General features: G+C 73.0%; 2 protein-coding genes and 1 pseudogene. All 3 read right to left on the bottom strand.

The genetic code is table 11. From position 1 onward, the window contains the following. A partial coding sequence (locus tag GCU69_RS11370) for a DUF317 domain-containing protein (protein WP_156205861.1) occupies positions 1 to 673 on the bottom strand: 673 nt, incomplete at its 3' end. 91 nt (positions 674 to 764) lie between these two features. Further along, positions 765 to 2,591, bottom strand: coding sequence for a VWA domain-containing protein (locus GCU69_RS11365; protein ID WP_156205859.1), 1,827 nt, complete (start codon positions 2,589 to 2,591; stop codon positions 765 to 767). Between the two features lie 33 nt (positions 2,592 to 2,624). Then, positions 2,625 to 3,751 (bottom strand): annotated as a pseudogene (locus GCU69_RS11360) (AAA family ATPase); the annotation flags it as partial. Positions 3,752 to 4,257: the final 506 nt, after the last annotated feature.

Raw genomic sequence — 4,257 nt, 5'->3', positions numbered from 1 at the left:
CGGGCGCGGGGTCGGCGAGCGCGGTGCACAGGGCCTGGACGAGGTGGGTGGGGGTGTGCGGGTGAGCGGTCGCGTACCAGAGGACAACGTTGTCGTTGGCGCGCCGGGTGGCGAACAGCCAGTTGCCGTCGTCGGTCTCGTGGCCGTCGTGGAGGGGGGAGCTGACGACGACTGCTTGCTGGTCGGGTGCGTACCAGGTGCACTCGTGCTGGGCGAGGTCGCGCATCCAGCCGGCCGCTTCCAGGGGCTGGGTTGCCTGTTCCGGTGCGTCGGGCGCCTGCAGGAAGTGCGGGCGGTTCGGGCCGGGGGTGGTGTGCGGGCCGGGTGTGGGGTCGGTGAGGGCGGTGGCGAGGGCGATCATGAGTTCCGGCGGGGTGGCCAGGGCGAAGTGCACCGTCCAGGTGGCTGGTTCGCCGGGAGCGGGGCGGGCGGTGAATTCCCAGCCCAGGGCGGGGTGGGTGGCCGGTACGTGGGCGGTGCCGGGGGATGTGTGGACGGCTTCGAGCAGGCCGTCGGGGGTGCGGCGGCTGTAGAGGTGGCCGCCGTAGAGGGTTTCGGGCTGCCAGTCGGTGGCGCGCAGCCACATGGTCAGAAAGCGGGTGGCTGGCTCGTCCGTGCCTGCCAGGTAGCGGGGTGCGATCAGGTAGGGCGTGTGGTGGCGTCGGGGGTTCATGTGCGGGTCCTTCCGGGCTTGTGGTTGTGCTCCGGTGTGGGTGCGGGCGGTGTGGGTGCCGCCCCGGGGCTGGCCCGGGGCGGCAGCGGGGTCAGGTGTGGGTGGCGGCCAGGGCTGTGGTGGCGGCCCGGCCGATGGCTGCGGCGGCCTGGGCGGGGTCGGTGAGTTCGAGGAGGGTGGCGCCGGGCAGCGGCATGGGGTCGGGGTCGAAGGCGAGCCACAGCACCGCGCACCCGGCCACGCGCAGGGCGGTGATGCGTTCGGCGGCCTGTGCGGCTTCGTCGTCGCGGTAGTAGCCGTCGGAGGCGATGACGAGGAGGCGGCCCGCGCCGGGTTGGGTGAGGTTCACGCCTGCCGTCAGGGCGTCGATGGCCTCGGCGAGGCGGTGGCCAAGCCCTCGGGCGTCGAACTGGGTGACGGTTCCGGGGGTGCGTCCCGGGGCCGTGATCGCGGTCACGGCCCGGTCGTAGGCGACGGTGGCGCTGCGGGAGGCGGGGTCGGTGAGGGCTGCGGCTTTGGCGACGATCCAGGCGGCTGAGGCGATGGGGGCGGCGGCATTGCCCATGGAGCCGGAGACGTCGACCGCGATGCCGACCCGCAGGGGCGGTGTCGGGTTCGCCCGGTGCACGGTGCGGGTCCAGGGGGTGGCGGTCGGGGTGGCGCCTGCGGCGCGTTGGGCGTCCCGGGCGAGGGCTTGGCGCATGTTGAGGCGGCCGGGCGGGGCGGTGGAGGCGGTGACGGTGGTGGTGCGTTCCCGGTAGGCGGCGGCCCGCAGGGCCCGGGCCAGTTGCCCGGCGGCGGCTTTCTCCTTGGTGGTCGGCGGGCGGGTGCCGGTCACCGGGGAGCTGGTGGTCTTGCTCTTGCCGGACTGCGCCGGGAGGTGGGGGCGGCCCGGCGAGGAGAAGACCTTCTCGGCCGTCTGGGCGGCCTGCCGTTCCCGGGCCGCTTGGGCGGCCTGCGCCCGTACTCGGGCGGTGCGGGTGGCCTCGGCCCGTGCCTGGGCTGCTGCCTGTGCCGCCTCGTTGGCCTGCACCCGGCCGACGGCCTTCCCGATCGCTTCGGCCAGTTCACCGGGCGGCCAGCCGCTCGCGGGGTCCGGGGCGGGTTCCGGTCCGGCCGGGTCGGTGCTCAAGGCCTGGCACCAGGCGTGTGCGTGCTCCAACATCGCCTGCCCGTCCTCGTCTGCGGTGGTGCGGGCGGCGGTCCAGATGGCGGTGAGGGTTTCCAGCAGGTTTTCGCCGAGGATGGCGGTCACCGTGTGCTCGACGGTTTCGGTCTCGTCCGGGTCGAGGATTCCGGCGTCCCGTCGGGCGAGGAGAAGTCCGGCTGCGGTGGCGGCCTGCCAGGGGTCCGTGGGGGTCTGGCTGGTGAAGCCGTCCAGGACCAGGGGCTTCACGGCGGCCCGCAGGTACCGTCGGTCGCCGGGGCGGCGGTTGAGGTGCGCGTGTTCGGCGCGGGTCTCCTCCAGCAGGGCCGCTGCGGCGCCTTGGGCGGTGCCGCACAGCTCGGGCGGGGTGAGCCATCGGCTGTGTGCGGCGTGGGCCGCCTCGTGGGTGAAGGCGCCCCATGCGGTGGTGTAACGCTCCTCGTCGCCGTGGCGGAGGGGGTCGATGGTGGCCGGGGCGAGGGGGGCGAAGAGGGCGGTGTCGATTTCGAGTTCGGCGCGGGTGGGGAAGAAGGCGGCCGGGGCACCGGAGCGTGTTCCGTGTTCGCAATGGACGATCACGTCCTCGCGGTCCGCGAGCTCGGGCAGTCGTTCGCCGAGTGCGGCGGCGATACGGAGCCAGTGCTCGGCCTGCGGGCGGGGGTACGCGTCCAAGGCGGGACCGCCGTCGTCCTCCCAGCGGGCGGTGGCCAGCTCGGTGTCGGTCAGGGCGGGCTGGTGATACTGGACATGGGCCTGGGTCGCCGAGGTCATGGCAGGTCGTTTCCTTTCAGGGGCGGGGCGGGGCCGGGTCCCGGGCCCGTGCGCGGGCCCGGGGGTGCGGCGGGTGGCGGGCGCGGTCAGAGTTGGCGGCCCAGGGCCAGGGCGGAGGCCGGGCGGCCGGTTGCTTTGGTGACGATCCCGGCGACCGTGTCGCGGTCCTCCAGGGGTGCGATGCCGACCAGGTTGGCGAAGGCGGCGTCGGGGCCGAGTACGTCGGCGATCTTCTGGAAGGCGATCAGTTCGCGCAGTTGCGGGGCCCAGCCGACGTCGCCCGCCTGCTGACTGGTGGCCAGGTGGCGTGCGATGCGCACCGCCGTGCGGTTGATCTTCAGGGCGGCGGCCAGGTCGTAGTCGGAGCCCACCTGGATCTGCACGCTGAACCGGCTCGCGAGGGCCTCGGTCAGTACGGCCCCGTGCACCCCGGGGTTGTGGCCTGCGATGACGTAGAAGCCGCTGGCTGCGGTGATGGTTTCGCCCTTGTGGGCCTTAACCTGGATCTGCCTGCGGCCGTCCATGGCCGGGTACAGGGCGGCCAGGACCTTCGGGGAGATGAGGGTCGCGTCGTCGAGGAGGAGAGCCTTGCCCTCGCGCATGGCGGTGACCAGGGGGCCGTAGATGAACTCGTAGCCGCCGTGCTCGTCCTGGGTGTACTCGCCGATCAGGTCCCCGACCGTGGTGTCGCCGTCCCCAGCGACCGTGATCAGGTCCGGGAAGGCTGCCTCGATGAGCGAGGTCTTGCCCGTGCCCGGCGGCCCGTACAGCAACACCGCGACCCCGGCTTCGCGCAGTTTGCGCAGTGCTTCGACGTCCTGGAGTTCGGCCAGCGCGCGGGGGTGGTACTGCTGGCCGTTGGGGCGGGTGATGGGCTGCGGTCGCCCGCCGGGCGGTGGCGTTGGCGCCGCTGAGGCGCACGTCGGCGCGGGAGGCGTGGGGTGGGGGGGCGGCTGAGGTGGTAGCGCGCGCCGCGCCGCAGCGGCGGTCCCGGGGGTTGCCCGGTACATCCGGGGTTTCGCCCCCACCCGTGCCGCCTCGCCCCGGGCCACCAGGGTCTCGCAGGCGTTGCCGACCGCCCCGCCGGAGTGGCCGAGCGTTTTCGCCAGTTCCGTGACGGTGTATTTGGCCGTCTGGTTCGTGGTCAGGATGTGGGCGATGCGTGCGCGGAGTTCACCGGGGCGTGCCTTCGCGCCAGCGCCTGACGGAGTCACCGGGGCGGGCGGCTGGACCGACGCGGGCGGCTGCGGGGCAGGGCTGCTCATTACAGGACCTTTCACTACGGGCCGTTCGGCTCTTTCTGCGAGCTTTCTATTTCGCCGCCTTGTGGGCACACTCCACCCGTAATTCAATATCGAGCGGGAATGCCAATCGGCGGGCTTTTATTTCCGGTTTTCCCGGGAACAATTCAAATATAGCTCGGCTCGCGGCGCGCTTGAAGTCGCTTTCCGCCTTGATAATGCTGGAATTCTCGGGAATTCACGACGGTAATTCAGGTGTGCGCGGCGGGCGGCGACGCAAGGCGTCGCGGCTGTCCCCCGCCACGACCGTTTCCCAGGCACTTGGCGTGTGCGGCGGCGTGGCGGGGCGCGCGTGTGCGCGGCGGCGCGGTCACCCGGCGCGGTCACCCGGCGCGGTCACCCGGCGCGGTCACCCGGCGCGGTCA

The sequence above is a fragment of the Streptomyces lycii genome, from assembly GCF_009735685.1.
GTDB lineage: Bacteria > Actinomycetota > Actinomycetes > Streptomycetales > Streptomycetaceae > Streptomyces > Streptomyces lycii.
Note: the sequence above shows the minus strand (reverse complement) of the source record. Positions and strands in the feature narration are given on the sequence as shown.

Excerpts from the sequence above, each read along its gene's own strand:
- GCU69_RS11365 (WP_156205859.1), bottom strand. The coding sequence starts at position 2,591 with ATGACCTCGGCGACCCAGGCCCATGTCCAGTATCACCAGCCCGCCCTG.